Raw genomic sequence first — 17,876 nt, forward strand, 5'->3', positions numbered from 1 at the left:
CGAATAAAACTTTCGACTCTGTTCTTGTATATTTGAACATCCACTTTGGCGTTATAAGCAACAGGTATAATTCTTTGCATTAATCTTGGTGCCGAAACGAAGCCCAGAACGCGGGACGCGTTTCTAAAAGCGTTTATGATTTCTGGAAAAGCAAATTCCCCACGCCACGCAATGAAACCGATACGCTCCCCCGCTAAACCCAGATCTTTTGAGAAAGATCGCACAAGCCAGCTATGAGCATACAAATTCATTAAAGGCACGACCTTAGATTCATCATATATAACACGTGAGTAAGGTTCATCGGAAACAAGTTGAATTACATGCCCCTTCTTATTTTTGATCTCCTCAAGAATATGGACAATACCTTCAATGGTTTTTTTACTATAGGCAATGCCTGAAGGATTATTGGGAGAGTTCATCAGAACCATTTTTGTTTTAGAACTGATTTTTTTTCTGAGATCATCAAGAATAGGTTCATGTTTTTTATCACATTTAACAATAATAGGTTTTGCATTATAATTTTCTACATAAGGGATATATTCTGGAAAATAAGGTGCAAATATAATCACTTCATCATTTTCTTCGATAAAAGTTCTTAACAAAATTTGAATTCCACCGGCTGCTCCAACCGTTAAATAAACAGAATCCTGTGCAATATGAGTTTTTTCGGATTTAGAAAGTTCTTTTGCCAAATAATCTCTCACCTCAAGTAAACCAGCGGAATCCATATACCGGTGATGACCTTTTTCAGAGCTCATAAGCAATTCTTTAAGAGAAGAAAGCACTTCTAGGGGAGGTTCTAAATCAGGATTTCCTAAGGAAAGATCTATTAAATCAAAACTTGGATTTTCTAGCTTGATTTTTTGACCCAGCATAAACATTTTACGAATATCGCCGCCCATTAGTGAAAGATTTTTAAATTTATTTGAGTAACATTTAGCAATGTCAAACTTTTGCAATTTGTGCATAAAAAATTGTCACCTTATTAATAATAAGTTTTGATAATTCTCAAATAAATTTATTAATTCGATTTTATTTAAAAAATTAACAAATTTTAATCATTGTAATAAAATTTATTTTATTACAATGTAACTTGTCTTATTTAAAATGTCAAATTCTATTATATTACGATGAAGTATTAAATAAATTAATTTGCTTGAATTAAAATGGCACTTCCAGAAGGAACACTAACCTCTAAAGCATATTTAGAATTAAATATAAAAGAAATATTTACTGGAGACCACTGACCGTTAATCTCGATTGAACTTCCTGCAAACTGGAATCCCTTTGTGGATTCAAGATGGGGAGCTGTTAACAACATAGCTGTAGCAGAAGAAATTGATTTATGATAAATAACTTTTGTTTTAATCGAATGAATGCGACTGGTATTTATAAGAACCGTCGCAATTTCACCATCCGATTTGATCACAGAATGGGTTTTCAAAAAATTTTCTTTATTATCATGTTTTAATTTAATTTTACTATTTAATATTTCACCAGGAAGCATCTTTGAAAAAAGTAACATTCCATAATATATTGCTTCAGCACCTACAATTTGGCCGTTACGGTGACTTGATATTGGTGTATAACCTCCTATTTTACCACCCCCATGAAAATTTGCACCAACAGCGCCATACTTTGCAAGTGTAAAGCAGTAATCAATGAGCCATAATGCAGAGCCAAAAGCATTGCTAACACCATCTGCACCTCCATTATAAAATGAATTAGTTTCAACCATACGATAGCCATTTGGAATATTATTTAGTTTAGTTACTTTGTTCATTTCAATTAAGCTTAATATGAGTTTTCTATCAGGAGCTAAAAGCAAATCCATGGTTGCATCGGGGCTTTTTCCATTTGCTCGATAATAGTGATGAGTTAATTGGTTAATTTTATTTCCTCTATCTGACGCAAAAGGAATAGTATATTTAGCATAGTAGTGCGCTGAACTTGGACCTGAAAAAACAGGGTTTAAAGAAACATATTTAATTGCAGAAGTAAAATAATCCCAATCAAACAAAAAATGATCATAAGTATAGTTTTCGGGTCGTAATTTATTTTTATGGTATAAATCGGGTTCATTGCCAACTTCAAAACTTTCTAATCTGTCTCCTAAAATTTGTAAAACAAAATCAGCCTCATTTGCAGTTTCATATTCAAGTGATGTGGCGGCATTTAAACCATAAATCACCTTCCAATTTACAGCTCTTAAAAATCCGGCGAGTCTTTCAATGTCTGAGGGAGATGTTTTAAAAGGAATATAACCTTCTCCTTCTGGATGCCATTCTGTCTGATTTACTGTATTACCACCAATTCTCAAAACACCTGTCCCCAAATTAGAAAAAAATCGAATAAGAGCTTTATTATCTGCCTGAAAATGCGGTGTAGATAATATTGATTTTTCATAACTAAACCCTAAAAAATTTTCACCTACGATTCCCATTTTTTGTGAAGATAAAATAACATTTGCCCTTAAAAACTTATCGGAGATAGGTTTCGCTGGCTCTGTTACTTTAGGATTAGCATCATTAAGATGAAATGCTCTAAGTTCACAATGCAAACTAAGTGCAAAAAAGGAAAGCATTGGGGCGCTTAAAGAAATAAATATTCTTCGCATCATATATTATAAATCCCTGTATTAATTATAAAAAAATCCTATCATCTTTGATCAGATAAGAAATAAAAATTTATTTATATTAGAAAAATTGTCAAATTATTTTATAATATTTTATTTTTTACAAAAAATTATAAAAATTATAAGTAAAATATTTTTGCACATAAAAAAAGCTTTCAAGGGTGTTGAAAGCTTTTTTCTTAAGAATTAATTGAAGAACTCTGACACAATCAGATCAAACTATCCCAACAGTTTCAAAGCTGCTGCAGGAGATTGATTTGCTTGGCTTAACACAGCAATACCAGCTTGTTTTAGAATATTGCTTTGCGTATAGCGTGAAGTTTCTTCCGCAAAATCTGTATCGCGAATGCGGCTATTTGCAGCGGAGAAGTTTTCACTTTGAATCGCCAAATTCGCAACCGTGGATCCTAATCGGCTTTGGATAGCACCCAAATCAGCTCTGAATCCTGCAATAGTATTAATAGCATCATCGAGTTTCGCAATTGATTTTTGTGATCTTTGCTTAGAGTCAACTGAGTTTCCACCTTCAATATAGGTACCAATAGATCCTTCACTCTCATCATTCCCGCGACCTAAATTTAATCCAATTGTACTTGTGTTGATTTGATCAAATTTAATACGAATGATGTTTACAGGGTTTCTACCAAAAGGATTATCAACACCTATTGCATCCACTCCTTCATACCAGTTCTTACCAACTTGAACTTCAAAGGGAGGAATATTTGCACGACTTCTCATTTTCTCATCAGGAATATCTTGTTCAATATTCTTACCAACTAAAAGTAAACTGCCGTTATATTCAGTAGAATTTGTAATACGGTCAATTTCATCTTTTAATGCTGTATATTCCTTATTGATAAAGTTACGCTCATTATTACCAATCGTATCTGATGCACCTTGAACAGAGAGTTCTCTCAGACGGTTGAGAATATTACTAATTTCGTTCATACCGCCTTCTGCAACCTGCACCAATGAGATACCATCATTAGCATTACGTTTTGCCATATTTAGGCCTCGAATATCTGCCTTTAATTTTTCACTAATAGCAAGTCCGGCAGCGTCATCGGCTGACTTATTAATTCGAAAACCAGAACTTAATTTTTCATTAGACAAATCATTTGCTAACGTAGAATTTGTAAGTGCTCTTTGTGAATTGAGAGCCTGCATGTTGGTCTGAATTCGTAAACCCATAACCTGTTTCCTCCATGAAACGAACAAACACCCTCTATCAAGGGTTAGCAATCATCCATGATTGCCATTTTCCTCGTTTAAAATCAGCGTAAAAGATTTTATTTCTTATTACGGCGGCATTAAAAATTTTATTTTTAAATTTTGTTATGCCATCATAAACAAGGACTGAAAAAAGAATCGGAGAATACCGAGGCGACTTAACTGGGCAATCGTTGCATATAACAACAATAAGACATTTCAATTTTAACAGATCAAATTTATTTTAAAATATCATTTAATTGTGAGGGATAAATGAAACCAGCTATCGATAGATTAAAAACAGAAACAAATATTTTAAAAAATTTAGGAAAAATTGGGGTAGTATGTAATCAGACATCGGCAAACTCATCCTTTGAACCGAGTTTAGAAGTTATTTATAAAGTAGCAAACAATTCATTCAATTCTTATGTAACATGTATTTTTGGCCCCCAACATGGTTATTCACAAACAGAACAAGATAATATGAAAGAAACGCCCGATGATTTTTATATTTTTCAAGATGGGCAAAAAGTTCCTCTTTATAGTTTATATTCGAGCACACGAGAGCCTACTGAAAAACAACTAGAAAATGTAGATACCATTATTGTTGACTTACAAGATATTGGTTGTAGAGTTTATACATACATGTTGACATTAGCAGCTTGTTTGAAAGCAGGTGCTAAACATAATAAAAAAGTAATAGTACTTGATAGAGCGAATCCTTTGGGGCTATGTCAAAAAAATAAAAATAACTTTTGGAACTATGTCGAAGGTAACAGACTCGAAACAAAATGGCACAGTTTTGTAGGTTGGTATGATATTCCTATGAGACACGGTTTAACAATGGGAGAATTAGGATATTACTTTATTCAATGTGATAATTTAGACATTAAATATGAGGTTATTACAGTTGAAAATTTAACGAGGAATTTAGACATTATTAAGCTAAAAAATATAAAATGGGCTATGCCTTCACCCAACATACCTTCATGGGAATCCGCATTTATGTTTCCTTCATTTGTAACGCTTGAAGGAACAAATATTAGTGAAGGAAGAGGTTCTACAATTCCTTTTCAACTCATAGGATCTCCTTGGCTTAATGCAAAAAAATGTATTCAGTTTTTAAATGACAATAGTAATTTATATTTATATGATGAGAAAATTTCTAATTCTATCTTTTTAAGAAATCATAAATTTAGACCAACATTTAATAAATATACAAATACAATATGTGATGGAATTCAATTTCACATTGGAAAACCTGAAAATCTAGATTTATTTGCATTAGGTATGAGCTTTTTATATTATTGCTGCAGTGAACATTCAGACGAATTCAAATGGGCTCAACCTGGTTATGAGTATAATTATGAAGATTTACCCATTAATCTCATATTAGGGACAGATGATTGGTATAATTTATTTTCAAAATCAGGAGAAAATAAATCAATAGATATTTTGAAATCTAGTTTAAAAAAATCAAAAATTGATGCACAGAATTTTATTAAAAAAATGGAACCAATGTTAATTTACAGAGAATAATAAAATGAATAAACATAGTTTTTCAAAGTCAACCATATCTAATATATCAAAATTTTCAATTGATAAAAACTATTTTTATTTCATAATTCCAGCCATAATATCTTATGTTTCCATTAAAACAATATTAGATATATTAAATTGGAAAAATAACGTTTCTATTTATTTTCCAAAAAATTTGTTTATTGAATCTATTAGCAATCCAAGTATTTATAGTATTTTAAAACTTTCCTCAGTTTTATTTATAGCCATATTAATCCCTACTATTATTTTTAGATTTTGTGTGGGAATTATTTTAATTAAATCTCAAATAAAAGTGCAAAGATTTTTTTCATTTCTAATCACTTTAATATTTATATTTACTGCAAAAAATGATGGATTCTATTTTGGAATTAACAATCTTAACTCTGAAATTATAATCAGCCTATCAAAATTAATAAATATTACATTATTCTATTTTATATTAATTTCATTAATAATGTTATTTATAAATATAAATAACAAAAACGCAAATAAAAGAATGAGAACATACTTTATTTTTTTTATATGTATATTTTATCTAATTTATGATTGGAGAAAAACGAGTAATTTTAGAGAAGAAACCAAAAAAAATATGGAGAATTCAGAGCTCATTTTTATAGTAGATAACACTACTGAAAAAGATTTAAATAATCTCAAAAAAACTTATAATTATAACTACTTAAAAGAGAATTTCAAGCTCCAAGAAGACAACATATCGCTCGTTTCAAATAATAATGCTTCAAATTTTACGTCACTTATTACTGCTCTTCTTCCTTATGAATCCGGCATTCGTAATGAAATCCCTAGTAATTCAAATATTATTTACTTAAAAAACTTTATAGAAAACTACAGAAGAAAAGATAAATTTATATATATTAGTAATATTGGTAATCCTTCAAGCCTAGGTGGCATTATAAATAATTTTGATGGTGGCGTAACATGTGATAACGATTTAAATAGTATCTTTAAATATTCAATGCTTGAAAACTTAAATCCATTACTTGTCTTTTTAACCCCATCTATGCTATTAAACTATACTCCTAGTTCATTATGTTTAAACTCTTATTTAGACAGAGAACAACTTGTTTTAGCAGACTTGTATAAGGGAATTAACTCTCCAACTTCAAAAAACAAAATTATAATAAGTTTTATTGACCCCAAAATTGGGGCAATAAATATTTTAAAAATAATAGAAAAAATTAATGAAACCTTAGAAAGCGAAAAATTCAATACAAAAATGTTATATTTGGACTCACATTCAATGTTTGCGAAATTAATTACACTAAGAAAAACAAAAATTGAAGATAAAAAATACCTAACAATCAATCAAATTGCCGAAAAAGAACTTATTAATTATCCTCAAAAAGACCTTGAAGTCTATCAAGAAAAAAACAAGGAAAATATTTCATTAAATAAAGCAAGTTTTATAGATAATAGATTATCTTATAATTTAAATGATTCAACTATTTACTCCATGAATTTAGAGAGAAAAATTGACTGCTATAATACAGATCAAAAATTATTATCATCGTCATTTTATGAAAAAATATCTAATGATATTCCTCAAAAAATAACTCTCAAAAAAAATATGCAGAATAACGATGAAATTTGTGATAAAATTATTGAAGATAGTTTTAAAAATGATTTTTCATTAATGCTTAGCGATACACTTTTTAAAAAAATGTTTGTAGTCATTTCGGATAAATTATGAAAACAAAAAAAACAGATAGAAATACCGCGATAATTTTTTTTATTATAATTATACTTTCCATTTTATTTGCATTTCGAAATCAAGCCTATACTTTTCTAACATCATTTAGTAAAATTGAAGCTGTACTTGAAAGTTTTAATATAGATGAATATATAAAAGAAAATATTGATAAAAAAATCTTGCAAGTATTAAACCAATCAGAAAGAGTGGAAGATAAAAATTTATTTGATCTTTTCCATTTCACAAAAAAAATGAAATCTAAGCAGCAAGATTTTAATGAATTTAGATATAACGATAAAGTTCTGATAAATATTCAAAAAACAGAATTTTCCTCAAGCTTATTAACTTATCAGTATGGAAACGATAAAAAAACAACCATTCAAGTGAATTCTATTATTTTAGTTCCAGGAGAAATTATATCATGTGATTGTCTAGATAATTTATTAAATAAAACACTCATATTTGAAAGTAAGGGAGTCCCTGCAAATAAGCTTGATACAATGAGCTATCTTAATATAACTTATGAGGACAAAACATTCGATAATTTAGAAATAAAAAATAATCAAATAACAAAGATAAAAATCACACAACCTAAAGAAGGTAAAACTATTGCAATCACATGGAATAAAAATTCATCAGGAGTTTTATTTTTTAGGGGTGTTGATAATACCGAATATAAAAACAAATCAATTTTTATAACAATTAAATCAAAAAATTTGAGCGATAATTTTTTGAATAAAATTAACGAAATTTTTCCAAAAGAATACACTTATTATAACAAAAACTCATTTCCAATATCTTCAAAATATAGTCAAAATATAAAGACTTTAGAAACATTTACATCGCAAATAAACAATGGATTTACTTATAATTCACAAGATTTATTTAAGGAAAAAGAAAAAAACTTTTTTAATTTAATTAATTCCAACTTTAAAGATTTACTTCGAATCAATGTTTTTAACAAAAAAAATGATGATGAATCTATTGAATTTGCAAATACACTCGTCAAAATAAATAGAGAAAGCTCGATATCCAATATTGATTCCCTTATTCCTGATATTGTTAATAATTCCAATGCTGAATTTGTCAGAATAGATATCAACCCTAACTCTGATGACAATGAAGATATATTATATAATATAATCAAAAAATTAGACAAAAAGTCAAACCTATTTATAATAAATGGCAATAATTTTGACTTCAATAAATCAACATTACAGTCGAATCAATCGATACTAATGATAATACCTAATAGCTCAATGATCAATATTATGAATTACATTAAAACTACATATGATAAAAATCCTATTCAACAAAATATTGTTACCGATATACTAAATAAAATTATACGAAATAAAGAAATAACTAAGGAGAACTTAACAAAGCAAAACACAATTGTAGTTCAATCAGAAAAAGAAGAGGCTTTTATATTTAATAAGGAAAACTACTTTACAAATAAAAATTTTTCCATTCCTTTTAACAAAATGAAACAATTTCTTAGCATTATAGATGAACAAAGATCGAAATACCAAATGCGCGATCTGGTATTTTCTTTTTCAAATCTCAAAAGCGCGAAACTTAAAATTTATTCTAAGGATAGAATATTAAGATGTTTTTCAAATAAAAATATAAAAATTGGACAATTTTCATTTGACTTGAAACAGGAATATTACAATGTGGAATTGAAAATCCAAAGTGAAGAGGTTATAGATGAGTGGCAAGTCAGCTGCTTGTTGAATGGAGATAGTTTTAGCAATGATTATAGAATTGAAGCACAAAAAGATGGGAAACAATTAAACCAACTTCAAATTGGAATGGGTGAATACGTGGCACATCCAAATGGCAATTTCATAGTAAGCAATTCATTAAATTTTAATAATTTTACTGATTTTTCTTTACTTTATTCCTTTGAATCACCGCGCAAATCCTATTCTCATCTTTCTGAAGATCTCATTGTATGGTCTCACTTTTTTCCATCCTTGCCAGCAAATTTAAAATATTTTATTACTTACAAAGAGAGAAAATGAATAGGTTTTATCATACCTCTGAAAACAAGATCATTCTTACTGGAGATACTTTTACAATAAAAGAGCAAATAAAAAAAGCAGGAGGAAAATGGGACGCCGCGCAAAAAAATTGGTGGCTCATTCAAAGTGAAGTTTCTGCATCTTTAATTAAAGAACTTGGTTTCTCTTTGCTAATAAATTCAAATGATCGTAATTCTCATTTACCTGAAAAAAATGAGGATCAACAAAAAAACTCTGAAAAATTAAATGTTGAAAATTTACCTGATAATAAGGCTATGAGTGTCACACATTTTGTTTTACTTATTGAAGCTATTATAAGAAAAAATTTGTCCGAAAAATACTGGATATGTGGTGAAATTTCAAGTTTTAAATCAACAAATGGTCATGTTTTTTTTGACTTGATAGACAAAAGCGCTGGAAATGAATTTTCAAGTTTGAGTTTAAGAGCAGCAAGTATTTCTTGTATTTTGTGGGCTAATAAAAAAACTCAACTAAACGAGAAAATTTCGAAAATTTTATTTCAAGATGGAACACGAATTAAAGTATTAGTAACCTGTGACTTTAGAAAAGAAGGTTCAAAAATAAATGCTATAATTGATGACATTGATATTCAGTTTACCCAAGGAGAACTGGCATTACAAAGAATACAAATTATTCAGGAATTAAAAAAAAGAAATTTATACCACAAAAATAAGCAATTAAAATTAAAAGAATTTCCCTTAAAAATAGCTCTTATTACCGCTGAAAATAGCCGCGCCTGCGCCGATTTTTATGATGAACTTCGCATATCACATATTTCTTTTCAAATCACATTATTTGACTGCAATATGCAAGGGGAAAAAACTTCTGAAAATGTAGCTCATGCCTTAAAATACATTACCCTAAATTCTCACCTTTATGATTGCATTGTGATCACACGTGGTGGGGGCAGCCGCCTCGATCTGCGCTGGTTTGACGATCTCAATATTGCTACTCAAATTGCTTTAAGTCCTCTACCGATTATTACGGCGGTAGGCCACTTTGATGACACAAGCATTGCCGATGAAGTTGCTTATCACTGCGAAAAAACACCAACAGCGGCAGCACGATTTTTAACAGAAAATATTTTGTTTCATTTGAATACGTTTTTCTCTAGATTAGAAAAAATGACGAGTTTATTACTCAAGCGCACATCAAAAGAGAAACAACTTTTAGTTTCACTAGAACAACGTTTATGTCATGCCGCAAGAAAAAGAATAGAATCTGAAAAAAAACAAATTAAAGGGATTTCACAAGTTTTAAAAGCTTTTCAATCCAGTATTTCTCAAACTCTTTTAAGAGGCTATGCTCTCGTTTATGACGATAATGGAACACTTATCACAGGGAAAGATTTTTTAAAAAATCCACCTCCCCATTCCCTCAAACTTAAATTCGCAAATGATTGCGAAAATCAACATATCTTTGTAGATGTGTCTGTGAACGGGATCAACCTTAAGAACGATCAACCTTCTTAATATTATGACCTTTTATTACACGGAAAAAACATGGAAAATACAAATTACAACACCATGCTTGCCCAAGTGAATCATATTCTTTCCAGCATGGAAAACGACAAAATACCCATTGATGAACTCACTGAAAAACTTGATGAAGCCTATGCTCTGATTGAAAAATTAAAATCCAAACTTTTTGATACTGAAATTCAAATAGAACAAATCATGAATTCAAGAAATATTCTTATTAACCCAGAAGAGGATAAAAATGGATCTCAATAATCTTCCCCGAACAAAAATTGTTTGCACGATTGGACCGTCTTCGAGCACAAAAGAGATGATCGTTAAACTCATTGACGCCGGAATGAATGTAGCAAGACTTAATTTTTCTCACGGAGATCATGCTGTCCACGCTGCAAATATTTCTTTAATTCGTGAAATTTCAAAAGAAAAAAACATTCAAGTTGCCATTTTACAAGACTTACAAGGACCGAAAATACGTACAGGAAAACTTATCAACGGCGGCATGACACTGACCCGCGGCCAAAGACTCACTTTGCGCTATGCGGCGGAACAAACTAGCAATGAATTTCTTCCTATCGATTATCGCGAATTGGCGTCGGACGTTAAAGTAGGAGCGCGCATTCTTCTTGATGATGGTTTGCTTTCCATGAAAATTATAGACATTCGCGGTTCCGATGTGGATTGTGAAGTCACCCATGGCGGATTTTTAAAATCAAGAAAAGGAGTTAATTTTCCAGAATGTCATCTTTCTATTCCTGCGACAACAGAAAAAGACATTCGAGATCTCCTTTTTGGAGTAGCACAAGGTGTTGATTATGTCGCTTTATCCTTCGTACAAACCCCTGCTGATGTTGCCAAACTCAAAATGATGTTGCGCGCCCTGGGAGCGGATACTCCTGTGATTACGAAAGTGGAAATGCTGAGCGCCGTGCATCATATCGATGAAATTTGCGATGTTTCAGACGGTATTATGGTGGCACGTGGTGATTTGGGTGTGGAATGTGGTTTTGCCAATGTGGCTGCCTATCAAAAGAAAATAATCGAATCCGCTCTAAATCACGGCAAGCCTGTGATTGTGGCGACACAAATGCTCGACTCCATGATTGAACACAGACGCCCCACCAAAGCAGAAGTGTGCGATGTTGCCAACGCTGTATTTGATCACGCCGATGCCACCATGCTTTCAGGGGAAAGCGCTTCAGGCAAATATCCCGAGCTGGCGGTTGCGACCATGCGCAATATTTTAGATCGCGTTGACAAAAGCAAAAGCATCACGCCTTTTGAGCCCACTCCACTCAGTAAAATGAGCGCCGAAACCTCAGCCGAAGTCTTTGCAAGAACAACAGTGGAACTTGCAGAAAAAATGAAAGCAACAGCCATCATTTGCCTCACTTTAACGGGGAGCATGGCACGTTATGTGGCTAAATATCGCCCACAAACTCCTATCATTGCTTTTAGCCCCCGCCCCGATGTGGTTCGTAAACTTTGTTTAGTTAGGGGTGTGATTGGCGTATTGAACAATATTTTTTATGACACCGATACGGCATTTTCAGAAATTGCGAAATATTTAGCAAAAGAAGGTTACGTTAAAGAAGGAGATCTCGTACTTATTACGGGAGGAATTCCAGTCAGTCAGATGCTACCAACCAACACTTTAAAAATTCATCGCGTTTCAAAAAATGACGCTTGCTCTTAATAAAATTAATTAAGATATGATTTTAATCCAAATGCTTGGCGCGCACGCTTCGTGACATTGTCCGCGTAGCTTCGCGCTTTTTCATAGCCTGGTTCTAATAATTTTTTAACTTCATTAAAGTTGTTACAATAATATTCATAACGTTCCCGATGACTCCCAAAAACTTTTTCATGCTCATCGACGAAATCTTTTTTGGCGTGACCATATCCGTAACCCACACCTTTTTCTAATTTTTCTTTCATATATGCAATGGCATCATCAGATGCAAAAGATTTAAATATTTGAAAAATAACGCAAGAATTGGGATCTTTAGGATCGTTTAAACCTTTTGAATCTGTCTTAATTTCTTTGACACATTTTTCTAGCTCTTTTTTAGTCGCAAAAACAGGTAATATATTATTATAACTCTTACTCATTTTTCTTTCGCCATCGGTTCCTATTAACGTTGGTGTTTCCTGAATAACACCTTGTGGCGCAATATATACGTCAACACCCACAAGATTATTAAATAACTTTGCCATATCTGATGCATATTCAAGATGTTGTGCTTGATCTTTTCCAACGGGAACAAATTGACTGTCAAAGGTAATTATGTCCGATGACATAAGCGAAGGATAAAACAATAAGCTTGCCGTGGGAACTTTTCCGTTTGCAATGGCATCTTTGTACGCGTGAGAGCGCTCCAATAAACCTGCTGCCGTGGCACAGGACAAATACCAAGAGTTTTCTTGTATTTGTGGAAAATCACTTTGTAGTATTATGGAATTTTCTTTAATATTGTATCCCAGTGCGAGCAGTAAGGCAATTAACGGATGACTCAACTGCCCCGGGCGCATAATTTCCGCTCTATTTGTCAGTCCATGCCAATCTGCGCACATGAGAATCACTTCATTTTGAACATCCTTTGACAAATCAATACAAGGTTTAATAGCACCAAAATAATTACCAATATGAACATCTCCAGAAGGTTTAATTCCCGTCAAAAATCGCTTGCGGTCTCCCAACGTTTTTGGTGAGGATCTGTTGACTGTGTTTTGGTTGGATTCTTTCATTTTGAAGGGACTCCTAAAGACTGAAAAAACAGAAAATACAGCCAATAGCAATAGCATGTTAAAGTTTTAAAAACAATCTCGTGCATCTTTCAAAAAAAAATGGTAAGCAAGAAAAGCTTCCTTTTTCCTATTTTTTGTCGTAAAGGCTATTGACCACAGGAGAAAAGTTGACACTGATGGGGATTGTGTTTGTCCAGAAGAATGTGAAAAAATAGAACTATAAAAGTTCTTGCTAGTTATCTTAAAGAGGATGCTTATGACTCTAACAAAAGACAAGATTGTCGAATTAATTCGTGCTAAAACTCAATTTTCTTCACACGAAGCCAAGAACTTGGTTGAAACTATTTTAGAATCCATTAAATCTAAATTAGAAAATGGAGAAGAAGTTAAAATTTCAGGCTTTGGTAAGTGGGTTGTCCGCGAAAAAAGAAGCCGTCCCGGCAGAAACCCGCACACAGGACAGCGTATTGAAATATCAGCAAGACGCGTTGTCACCTTTCATCCCTCCGAAAAGCTAAGAGATGCTGTTAACAATGCAAAGCTAGATGATAGCAAGCTTGTTATGGCAGGCTCTCACGAAGAAGATTACAACGAGTAAAAAGAAATAAGTTTACTTATTTCTTTTTAACTGCGGATTTCTTAGCAACTCCAACTCTTTCCTTCAAAGATTTCGCTACGCGAAAACTAATCTTTTTAGACGCAGGTATTTTAATCTCTTCGCCAGTTTGTGGGTTGCGACCTTTACGAGCTGCGCGATCTTTACAAGTAAGAATTCCTACTTTATCAATACGAACCTTATGACCACCGGCAACATTGTCTTCGATAGCTTCTAAAAATGCAGAAATAACTTCTTTAGTAATTTTCTTTGGTAATTGTTCGAAACGAGCAGAAACATCAGCGATGATTACGCTTGTAGGAACAGTTGAAATTGAACTTTTACTCTTAGCCATAATAAATAACTCCATGTGTTAATTAACGAGACCGATTGCCCGGAAATTTGTATTTACATTTCATTCTCTCATAATGCAAGATTTGCAGTGAAAAAATCTGATCCAATATGACGAAAAGATTTTTTATAGATACTCTTAAGTCTTTTTTTAAAAATTTAAACTTATTTAGAGCTATTAAGATTGAACTTTCTTTAACATTATTGGTACCGAACATTATTTTGAATGATTCCCCATTAATTGCAAAATATTTCTTACTAACTGCCAAAGATAAAGAGTTCAATAAATGAGCAAAAATGATTCAATATATAAGAATCAATTTCTTCAGTATCAAAGATAGACAAAAAATCCATAAGAATATTTCCCTATATAAAATTGGGAGACCCCTTAGTTCCCTTCCCATTCTTAAATAAAGAAAATAAATTGTTTTAATATTCAATAAAGAAAATGGATTAAAAATCTGTAGTATATTCCTAGCCCCAATTTACTGGCCAATTGACCTGTATCAAAGCGAACATTTATTGCGGTTACGGCAACAATAGAAAGAGAAAAGAGGAGATTTTTAAATATCCTTTCCAAAATGACATATTTGGATTTGCGCCAATACCTGGCATAGAGAAGCTTTATTATTAAGCAATAAAATTAAAAATTACGAAAAGGATTAGGAAAAAATTTTCTTCCCTCATAATAATATATAAAATTTGAATGAGCCAAGAAATTGTCGTACGGCGAGCAATTCCATTACCTTGTCTCACTAATCAAAAAGCTCTTGCCGAAATTCTAAACAGACAAATAAATTTAGGAAGCTTTTCTAAGAAAAAAAGAAATCCAAAATTTTTTAGAGAAAGAACCTATGACATGCTGTTTCTTTAACAATGTTTAGAAGATAGATGTAAAAAAAAAATGGTATTGCCAATCCATTTAAATGTCATAGAATAGTTATGAAGAGGTTGAAAGTATTCACATGACCACAAAGGAGTAGCTCAAATGGCTGACAAAAAAACGACAAGCCGCACATTACCGCTTTTGCCTTTGAGGGAATTGCTCGTATTTCCGCACACAGTTGTTCCTTTATTTGTAGGTCGCGAAAAAAGCATTAAAGCTCTTGATGATGCTATGGCACGCAATCGAGAAATATTTCTTGCCGCACAAAAAAAACCCAAATCAAACGACCCGCTTCCTGAAGAAATTTATGAATTTGGGACAATTGCGCAAATTTTACAATTACTTCGTTTGCCCGATGGAACAGTGAAAATTCTTGTTGAAGGTAAAAAACGCGGGCGCATACTTAAATATGTTGAATCAAATGAAATGCTTGTTGTAGAAATTAATGAGATTCAAGAGCCTTCCGGTCGCTCTGCTGAAAATGAAGCTCTTGTTAGAACCGTAAAACAAGCTTTTGACACCTATGTCAAATTAAATAAAAAAGTACCACCTGAAATGGTATTTTCCATCTCAAGTATTGAAGACGAAAGCAGACTTGCAGACACTCTCGTTGTGCAACTTGCAAATTTAAAACTTGCTGACAAACAACGCATTCTAGAAACAATTGATCCTGCAAAAAGATTAGAGGAAATATTTAGTATTATTCAATCAGAAATTGAAATATTGCGGGTTGAGAAAAAAATTCGTGCGCGTGTTAAACGCCAAATGGAAAAAACACAAAAAGAATATTATTTAAATGAGCAAATGAATGCCATTCAAAAAGAGCTTGGCAATGCAGATGATATTAGAACAGAAATCGCTGAAATTGAAAGTAAAATAAAAACTAAAAAACTGAGCGATGAATCTAAAGAAAAGCTTAAAAAAGAAGTCAAAAAACTGCGCAGCATGAGTCCTATGAGCGCGGAAGCGACTGTAGTTAGAAATTATATCGATACGGTTTTATCGCTTCCTTGGGCAGATTATGCACCTACAATTAAAGATCAAGCGTTTGCAGAAGATGTTCTCAACGAAGATCATTTTGGACTTGAAAAAGTAAAAGAAAGAATTCTTGAATATCTAGCTGTAACAAGCTTAAGCGATAAAATAAAAGGCCCTATTTTATGTTTAGTTGGTCCTCCAGGCGTTGGTAAAACGAGTTTAGCAAAAAGCATTGCGCGTTCAACAGGCAGAACTTTCTCACGCATTGCTCTCGGTGGTGTTCGTGATGAAGCCGAAATTCGCGGCCACAGAAGAACTTATATTGGCGCCATGCCAGGAAAAATACTAAATGCAATTAAAAAAGCAGGCAGCGGCAACCCTGTCGTTTTACTCGATGAAATCGATAAAATGAGTTCCGATTTCCGCGGCGATCCCTCGAGCGCCATGCTGGAAGTTCTAGATCCAGAACAAAATCATGCTTTTAATGATCATTATCTCGACTTGGACTATGATCTTTCACAAATTCTTTTTATTGCCACTGCCAATAGTCTCAGCGGTGTTCCCAAACCATTGTTAGATCGTATGGAAATTATCCATTTGAGTGGCTATACAGAACAAGAAAAAATCAATATCGGACAACAACATCTTATTCAAAAAGCAATTAAAGCGAATGGACTCGATAAATCCGAATTGAAGTTCGACAATTCTGCCCTTGAAGAGTTGGTACGTTATTATACTCGTGAAGCAGGCGTTCGTAATTTAGAACGTGAAATTTCAAGTATCTGCCGTAAAATTGCGCGCGAATTATTAAAGAGCAATAAAAAACCAACGCCCACTAAGTCAACAAAAGAAAGCAAAGAACAGAAAGAGGCGCAAAAAGAATTAAAAGAAAGTAAAGAAACACAAAAAGAGAATAAAGAAACAAATGAAAAAGTAACACCTCTGGATGGAATGAAAGCGCCTCTTATCGATGGCGCCCTTGTACAAAAATACCTTGGACCAAGAAAATACAGCATTGGTGAAAAAGAATCGAAAAATGAAATTGGTGTGGGTCAAGGCCTTGCCTATACTGAAGTCGGTGGAGATTTATTAGTAACTGAAGTTGCTGTCATGAGTGGCAAAGGAAATTTAAAAATCACCGGAAAATTGGGCGATGTTATGCAAGAATCAGCACAAGCCGCCTTTTCCTATGTGCGCTCTAGAGGATCCTTTTTAGGATTAGAAGATGAGTTTTATTCTAAAATAGATATCCATGTTCACTTCCCAGAAGGCGCCATCCCCAAAGATGGCCCTAGCGCTGGAATTACCATGGCCACAGCCTTGGTGAGCGCTCTGACCAAAAAACCTTTTAACCGTGAAGTTGCTATGACCGGTGAAATCACACTGCGTGGCAGGGTATTGCCTATTGGTGGTTTAAAAGAAAAATTACTGGCAGCACACCGCGGCGGCATTAAAAAAGTGATCATACCTAAGGAAAATGAACGCGATTTGCTTGAAATTCCTAAAAATATATTACAGCAACTTGAAATTGTTCCTGTAGATCACATGGATACCGTTTTGCTACATGCAATAGCTTGGGAAACCAATGATGCTCTGGAAACGAAGTTAAAAAACGCTCAATCCATTGCATTAGCAAATGTAGCTACGATAGGAAATCAACCACTCATTCATCATTAATTCATT

The 17,876-nt window shown here is 32.7% G+C and carries 14 protein-coding genes (1 of these 14 only partly in view); 9 read left to right on the forward strand and 5 right to left on the reverse strand.

What is annotated here, in order from left to right; genetic code table 11:
* The 3 genes from AXG55_RS09645 to AXG55_RS09655 form a co-directional block, all read right to left on the reverse strand.
* Positions 1-968, reverse strand: the 5' portion of a protein-coding gene (locus tag AXG55_RS09645; protein ID WP_148697912.1) for a pyridoxal phosphate-dependent aminotransferase. It extends 238 nt beyond the left edge of the window; the window shows 968 of its 1,206 coding nt (coding positions 1-968); its start codon is at positions 966-968; its stop codon lies beyond the left edge, outside the window.
* Between the two features lie 179 nt (positions 969-1,147).
* Positions 1,148-2,620 carry a hypothetical protein gene (locus AXG55_RS09650; protein ID WP_148697913.1) on the reverse strand — a complete coding sequence of 491 codons (1,473 nt, stop codon included), beginning with the start codon at positions 2,618-2,620 and terminating at the stop codon, positions 1,148-1,150.
* 234 nt (positions 2,621-2,854) lie between these two features.
* Complete coding sequence (locus AXG55_RS09655; RefSeq protein WP_148697914.1) at positions 2,855-3,826, reverse strand: flagellin N-terminal helical domain-containing protein; 972 nt, start codon at positions 3,824-3,826, stop codon at positions 2,855-2,857.
* A gap of 291 nt (positions 3,827-4,117) precedes the next feature.
* Here AXG55_RS09655 and AXG55_RS09660 point away from each other — a divergent pair, with 291 nt between their 5' ends.
* The 6 genes from AXG55_RS09660 to pyk are packed head-to-tail and all read left to right on the forward strand — an operon-like array spanning position 4,118 to position 12,331.
* A complete protein-coding gene (locus AXG55_RS09660) occupies positions 4,118-5,383 on the forward strand; it encodes a DUF1343 domain-containing protein (RefSeq protein WP_148697915.1) in 1,266 nt (421 codons plus the stop codon).
* Positions 5,384-5,387: 4 nt separating this feature from the next.
* Complete coding sequence (locus AXG55_RS09665) at positions 5,388-7,112, forward strand: hypothetical protein (RefSeq protein WP_148697916.1); 1,725 nt, start codon at positions 5,388-5,390, stop codon at positions 7,110-7,112.
* Entirely contained in the window at positions 7,109-9,139 is a 2,031-nt protein-coding gene (locus tag AXG55_RS09670; protein WP_148697917.1) for a hypothetical protein, read from the forward strand. The genes AXG55_RS09665 and AXG55_RS09670 overlap by 4 nt, the downstream gene beginning before the upstream one ends.
* Positions 9,136-10,632 (forward strand): exodeoxyribonuclease VII large subunit, encoded by a 1,497-nt coding sequence (xseA, locus tag AXG55_RS09675; RefSeq protein WP_233231127.1) that lies wholly within the window; start codon positions 9,136-9,138, stop codon positions 10,630-10,632. The genes AXG55_RS09670 and xseA overlap by 4 nt, the downstream gene beginning before the upstream one ends.
* A 30-nt stretch (positions 10,633-10,662) precedes the next feature.
* Positions 10,663-10,893: an exodeoxyribonuclease VII small subunit gene (gene xseB / locus AXG55_RS09680; protein ID WP_148697919.1), complete on the forward strand. Its 231-nt coding sequence runs from the start codon at positions 10,663-10,665 to the stop codon at positions 10,891-10,893.
* Positions 10,880-12,331, forward strand: coding sequence for a pyruvate kinase (gene pyk, locus AXG55_RS09685; RefSeq protein WP_148697920.1), 1,452 nt, complete (start codon positions 10,880-10,882; stop codon positions 12,329-12,331). The genes xseB and pyk overlap by 14 nt, the downstream gene beginning before the upstream one ends.
* Before the next feature lie 5 nt (positions 12,332-12,336).
* Here pyk and trpS read toward each other — a convergent pair whose 3' ends face one another.
* The gene (gene trpS, locus AXG55_RS09690) at positions 12,337-13,383 is read right to left on the reverse strand and encodes a tryptophan--tRNA ligase (RefSeq protein ID WP_233231128.1); all 1,047 of its coding nucleotides are present in this window, start codon (positions 13,381-13,383) and stop codon (positions 12,337-12,339) included.
* 256 nt (positions 13,384-13,639) lie between these two features.
* Here trpS and AXG55_RS09695 point away from each other — a divergent pair, with 256 nt between their 5' ends.
* The gene (locus AXG55_RS09695; RefSeq protein ID WP_148697922.1) at positions 13,640-13,981 is read left to right on the forward strand and encodes an integration host factor subunit alpha; all 342 of its coding nucleotides are present in this window, start codon (positions 13,640-13,642) and stop codon (positions 13,979-13,981) included.
* A gap of 16 nt (positions 13,982-13,997) precedes the next feature.
* On the opposite strand, the gene AXG55_RS09700 is transcribed toward AXG55_RS09695, so the two are convergent.
* Positions 13,998-14,333: an HU family DNA-binding protein gene (locus AXG55_RS09700; protein ID WP_233231129.1), complete on the reverse strand. Its 336-nt coding sequence runs from the start codon at positions 14,331-14,333 to the stop codon at positions 13,998-14,000.
* A 702-nt stretch (positions 14,334-15,035) separates the two neighbouring features.
* Between AXG55_RS09700 and AXG55_RS14870 the strand changes: the two genes are divergently transcribed.
* Both AXG55_RS14870 and lon read left to right on the forward strand, forming a co-directional pair.
* On the forward strand, positions 15,036-15,203 hold the full coding sequence (locus AXG55_RS14870; RefSeq protein WP_233231130.1) for a hypothetical protein: 168 nt from the start codon (positions 15,036-15,038) through the stop codon (positions 15,201-15,203).
* Between the two features lie 114 nt (positions 15,204-15,317).
* Complete coding sequence (gene lon / locus AXG55_RS09705) at positions 15,318-17,870, forward strand: endopeptidase La (RefSeq protein ID WP_148697924.1); 2,553 nt, start codon at positions 15,318-15,320, stop codon at positions 17,868-17,870.
* Positions 17,871-17,876: the final 6 nt, after the last annotated feature.

Origin of the sequence: Silvanigrella aquatica (assembly GCF_001907975.1) — a bacterium.
Classification (GTDB): domain Bacteria; phylum Bdellovibrionota_B; class Oligoflexia; order Silvanigrellales; family Silvanigrellaceae; genus Silvanigrella; species Silvanigrella aquatica.

What these genes read in the sequence shown, in the direction of transcription:
- AXG55_RS14870 (WP_233231130.1), top strand. Translation starts at nt 15,036, where the DNA reads ATGAGCCAAGAAATTGTCGTACGGCGAGCAATTCCATTACCTTGTCTC.
- AXG55_RS09655 (WP_148697914.1), bottom strand. Translation starts at nt 3,826, where the DNA reads ATGGGTTTACGAATTCAGACCAACATGCAGGCTCTCAATTCACAAAGA.
- pyk (WP_148697920.1), top strand. Translation starts at nt 10,880, where the DNA reads ATGGATCTCAATAATCTTCCCCGAACAAAAATTGTTTGCACGATTGGA.
- trpS (WP_233231128.1), bottom strand. Translation starts at nt 13,383, where the DNA reads ATGAAAGAATCCAACCAAAACACAGTCAACAGATCCTCACCAAAAACG.
- lon (WP_148697924.1), top strand. Translation starts at nt 15,318, where the DNA reads ATGGCTGACAAAAAAACGACAAGCCGCACATTACCGCTTTTGCCTTTG.
- AXG55_RS09660 (WP_148697915.1), top strand. Translation starts at nt 4,118, where the DNA reads ATGAAACCAGCTATCGATAGATTAAAAACAGAAACAAATATTTTAAAA.
- AXG55_RS09665 (WP_148697916.1), top strand. Translation starts at nt 5,388, where the DNA reads ATGAATAAACATAGTTTTTCAAAGTCAACCATATCTAATATATCAAAA.
- xseA (WP_233231127.1), top strand. Translation starts at nt 9,136, where the DNA reads ATGAATAGGTTTTATCATACCTCTGAAAACAAGATCATTCTTACTGGA.
- AXG55_RS09695 (WP_148697922.1), top strand. Translation starts at nt 13,640, where the DNA reads ATGACTCTAACAAAAGACAAGATTGTCGAATTAATTCGTGCTAAAACT.
- xseB (WP_148697919.1), top strand. Translation starts at nt 10,663, where the DNA reads ATGGAAAATACAAATTACAACACCATGCTTGCCCAAGTGAATCATATT.
- AXG55_RS09650 (WP_148697913.1), bottom strand. Translation starts at nt 2,620, where the DNA reads ATGATGCGAAGAATATTTATTTCTTTAAGCGCCCCAATGCTTTCCTTT.
- AXG55_RS09670 (WP_148697917.1), top strand. Translation starts at nt 7,109, where the DNA reads ATGAAAACAAAAAAAACAGATAGAAATACCGCGATAATTTTTTTTATT.
- AXG55_RS09700 (WP_233231129.1), bottom strand. Translation starts at nt 14,333, where the DNA reads ATGGCTAAGAGTAAAAGTTCAATTTCAACTGTTCCTACAAGCGTAATC.